Source organism: Leucobacter sp. M11 (genome assembly GCF_035726885.1).
GTDB lineage: Bacteria > Actinomycetota > Actinomycetes > Actinomycetales > Microbacteriaceae > JAPFRB01.
The window spans coordinates 35154-39295 of the sequence record NZ_JAPFRB010000004.1; the positions used below are offsets into that span (position 1 = coordinate 35154).

Below are 4142 nucleotides of genomic sequence, written 5' to 3' on the forward strand. Positions count from 1 at the left end.
GAAGGTGTGCCCTCCGTCGAGCACGAGCTCGCCCGCCGCGGGGTCCTCGGAGTGCAGCACGGGGACCCCCGCGCCGAGGGCGGTCAGCACGGTCATCCCCGTGCCCAGGTAGCGCTGCGGGTGCACCAGCGCGGCGGCGCCCGCGATCACCGCGTACAGCTCCTCGTGGCTGCCGACCCGCACCACGGAGGTGCGCTCGGCGGCGCGCGGAGACGCGCTCAGCAGTCGCTCGTGCTCCGGGATCGCGGACGAGCCGCGCTTCCCGCGCCGCGGGGAGGACACCCTCGCCGCGCTCGCGCCCGCCGTCACGAGGTCGGGGGCCGGAGCGGCTTCCGCGGGTTCCTCGGATCGCGCGCGGACCGACGCCCGCTCGCCCGAGCCGTCCCCGGTGAGTTCACCCTCCAGGATGACGAGGGGCAGGTCGCCCGCCGCGCCGCGCTCCATCGCGTCGAGCACCCACGCGAGCCGACCGTTCTCGGTGGCCCGGGCGGTGGTGAGCAGGTAGCGCTCGGGCAAGCCCAGCTCGCTCGCCGCCGCCAGGCTGCCCCGCGCGGGCGCGCTGAGCGGCGCGAAGGGGATCACCCGGAACTCGGGGCGATCGCCGTACACCTCGCGGAGGGCCTCGGCCGTCGCGTGGGTCGGCGTGATGACGAGGTCGGCGTGCTTCATCGCGCGGCGCGTAAAGGAACGGATCAACCGGGCGACGCCCGTCGGCAGCGAGGCGGGGTCCTGCCAGGCCAGGGCGTGCGGGATCGTGACCGAGCGCTGCTGCGCCTGGTCGTCCTCCGGGGCGCGGAGCGCGGCCAGCGGGGTCGCTGCGTGCTGGAAGTCACCGCCGACGCCGCGCGCCGCCATCCCGGACTGCCACAGCATCGGCAGGGCGCCGGCGGGGAAGGTGTAGTGCGCGGAGCTGAGCTTCGGGTGCTGCCGCTCGGATCGAGCGCTGCCCCGCCCGAGGAGCGTCTGCACGGAGCAGCCGCGCGGAGCGGTTTCGGCAAAGGCGAGGGCGAGCTCGTCGATGAGGCACCGCGTCATGAGCGCGTTGCTGCCGGGGAGGGCCTCTCCGATGAGCGTCAGCGTAGCCACGGTCCTCCTGGGTCTTCTGCGGTACGGCGGCGCACGGAAACACCGAGCGTCAACGCCTGTTTTCTCCCGAGCCTCCCCCGGGCGACCGGTCGTGACACACGTCCGCCCGATCTTTGTAGTCTATGCCGCGGGGGTGCCCCCTCCCCGCGGGAATGCCCCTTTCCGACCGAATTGTTATCTGCGAGAGACCAGCGCACGCTCGGAGCACAGAACTCAGCTTTTCGGCCCGGGTTCGGCCACGGTTCAGTCACCGCCCACTAGCATCGAAGGCATGCGTGTTCTCCTCACCGGCGGTGCCGGCTACATCGGATCCCACACGGCACTCGAGCTGCTCGGCCGTGGCCACCAGGTCGTCGTGCTCGACGACTTCTCCAACAGCAGCCCCGAGGCCACCCGGCGCGTGGGGGAGCTGGCTGGCCAGGAGGTGCCGCTCGTGCGCGCAGACCTCACGGACCCCGAGGCCACCCGGGCCGCGCTCGAGGGCATCGACTTCGACGCGGTCGTGCACTTCGCCGGGCTCAAGGCAGTCGGCGAGTCCGTTGCCCAGCCCACCAGGTACTACCGCACCAACATCGACTCCACGCTCGTGCTCCTCGACCTGATGCGCGAGCGCGGCGTGACCAAGCTGGTCTTCTCGTCCTCGGCCACGGTCTACGGCGACCCGCGCTACGTCCCCCAGGACGAGGCACACCCCGTCGGCCAGGCGCTCACGAACCCCTATGGCTGGTCGAAGGCCATGATCGAGCAGATCATCACGGACACCGCGACGGCCTGGCCCGAGCTCGAGGCCGTGCTGCTGCGCTACTTCAACCCCGTGGGCGCGCACCCCTCCGGCCGCATCGGCGAGGATCCCTCCGGTATCCCCAACAACCTGATGCCCTTCATCGCGCAGGTTGCGGTCGGCAAGCGCGCCGAGCTCAGCGTCTTCGGCGACCACTATGACACCCCGGACGGCACGGGTGTTCGCGACTACATCCACGTGATGGACCTCGCCGCCGGCCACGTCGCCGCGCTCGAGCACGCCGCCCCCGGGGTTACCGCCTACAACCTGGGGAGCGGCACCGGCTCCAGCGTCTTCGACGTGATCCGGGCCTTCGAGGCCGCCTCAGGGGTTGCCGTTCCCTACGCCGTCGTGGCGCCGCGCCCCGGCGACGTCGCGAACGTCGTCGCGAACCCCGAGAAGGCGAACCGCGAACTGAACTGGGCGACGACCCTGACCCTGGAGGACGCCTGCCGCGACTCCTGGGCCTGGCAGTCGCAGAACCCGAACGGATACGCCGCGAACTGATGAGTTCCCTGAACCTGGAGACCCCGCTCCGCACCCCGGACACGGCCTCGCCCGTCATTATGACCAAGCGGGCCTGGTGGCTCGTGCTCATCGGCTTCCTGCTGCCCGGGAGCGCCCAGGTTCTGGCCGGGAAACGCGGCCTCGGCCGCTTCGGCATCGGTGCGAGCATCACGCTGTTCCTGATGCTCGTGGCCGCGCTCGTCGTCTTCCTGATCGATTCCGAGCTGCTGTTCACGTTCTTCACGAACGGGATCGTGCTCCTCGTACTGCAGGGGCTGCTCATCGGCTACGCGATCCTCTGGGTCGTCCTCGGCTTCGACACGCTCCGCCTCGCGAAGATCATCAAGGCCAAGCCCGGGCACCGCCCGGCCATCGCCGTGCTCTCGATCCTGCTCACCCTGCTGCCCGCCGCCGGGGCCGCCTGGGCCGCGACGCTCGTCCAGTCGGGGCGCGACACGATCGGCTCGATCTTCGGCGGCGGCGCCCCCGCGGTTGAGCCCATCGACGGCCGCTACAACATCCTCATGCTCGGCGCGGACGCGGGCGATGACCGCGAGGGCCTGCGCCCCGACAGCATCTCGCTGATCAGCGTGGACGCCGAGACCGGGCAGTCCGTCGTCATCGGCCTGCCCCGCGAGCTGCAGAACATGCCCTTCCTGGAGAACTCGCCGATGGCCCCGATGTACCCGGAGGGCTACGGCACCTACAACTGCGAGGTCGGCCTGCCCTGCTACCTGAACGGCGTGTACGCCGAGGGGCAGTACTTCATCTCTGACCTGTACCCCGAGGCGCAGTCGCAGGGCAGCGAGCCCGGCATCGAGGCCACGAAGGACGCCGTCTCCGGCGCCACCGGGCTGGACGTGCAGTTCTACGTGATGATCGACATGGTCGGCTTCGAGAAGCTCATCAACGCCTTAGGTGGCGTCGACATCAACGTGCAGGAGCGCCTGCCCATCGGCGGCGACGCCGAGGGCAACGGCGTCGAGGGCTACGTGGAGGCCGGTCAGCGCACGCTCGACGGCTTCGAAGCGCTCTGGTACGCCCGCTCGCGCTACAGCACCGACGACTACGACCGGATGCGCCGCCAGCGGGAACTGCAGTCCGCGATCCTCGCGCAGATGAACCCGGCGAACGTGCTGCTGCGCTTCCAGGAGGTTGCGGGGGCCGGGGCGGCGATCGTCACGACCGACATCCCCGAGTCGATGCTCGGCCGCTTTGTGAAGCTCGCGACGAAGGCGAAGGATCACACCCCCGTCACCGTGAACCTGACCCCGGAAAACGGTGTGGATCCCTTCTACGCCGACTACGAGCAGATCTACGAGATGGTCCGTGCGGGCGTCGTCGAGGCCTCCGCGGCCGAGAAGCCCGCCGAGTAGCCCGAGACCGCGCCCAGCCGAACCCGGCCAGGGACGCATACAATTGGGGCGGCGCGGCCAGCGCCGAGCCGCCCAGCAGGAGGAACACCCCGTGACCCGAGTCACCGCCGTGATCGTGGCCTATAACCGCGAGGAGCTGCTCCGCGAGACCCTTGCCGGGCTCGCTGCGCAGCGCCGAGCCGTCGACGAGATCATCGTCGTCGACAACGCCTCCTCCGATCAGTCCGCCAGCGTGGTCCGGGAGGTCGCGCCCGAGGCGCGGCTGATCAGCCTCACCGAGAACACGGGCGGCGCGGGCGGCTTCGCCGTCGGCATGGCCGCCGCGCTCGGATCCACCGCGGCGGAAGACCCGGACTGGGTCTGGGTCATGGACGACGACACGGTGCCCGGCC

General features: G+C 70.8%; 4 protein-coding genes. 3 read left to right on the top strand and 1 reads right to left on the bottom strand.

Going from position 1 to position 4142, the window contains the following annotated elements:
* On the bottom strand, nt 1-1086 hold a 1086-nt coding region (locus tag OOT08_RS12155; protein ID WP_325092985.1), incomplete at its 3' end, for a glycosyltransferase.
* A 271-nt stretch (nt 1087-1357) separates the two neighbouring features.
* On the opposite strand from OOT08_RS12155, the gene galE reads away from it, so the two are divergent.
* The 3 genes from galE to OOT08_RS12170 form a co-directional block, all read left to right on the top strand.
* A complete protein-coding gene (gene galE, locus OOT08_RS12160; RefSeq protein ID WP_325092986.1) occupies nt 1358-2374 on the top strand; it encodes a UDP-glucose 4-epimerase GalE in 1017 nt (338 codons plus the stop codon).
* Nucleotides 2374-3750, top strand: coding sequence for an LCP family protein (locus OOT08_RS12165; protein ID WP_325092988.1), 1377 nt, complete (start codon nt 2374-2376; stop codon nt 3748-3750). The genes galE and OOT08_RS12165 overlap by 1 nt, the downstream gene beginning before the upstream one ends.
* A 91-nt stretch (nt 3751-3841) precedes the next feature.
* Nucleotides 3842-4142: glycosyltransferase (locus OOT08_RS12170; RefSeq protein WP_325092990.1), on the top strand; the 301-nt coding region annotated here is incomplete at its 3' end.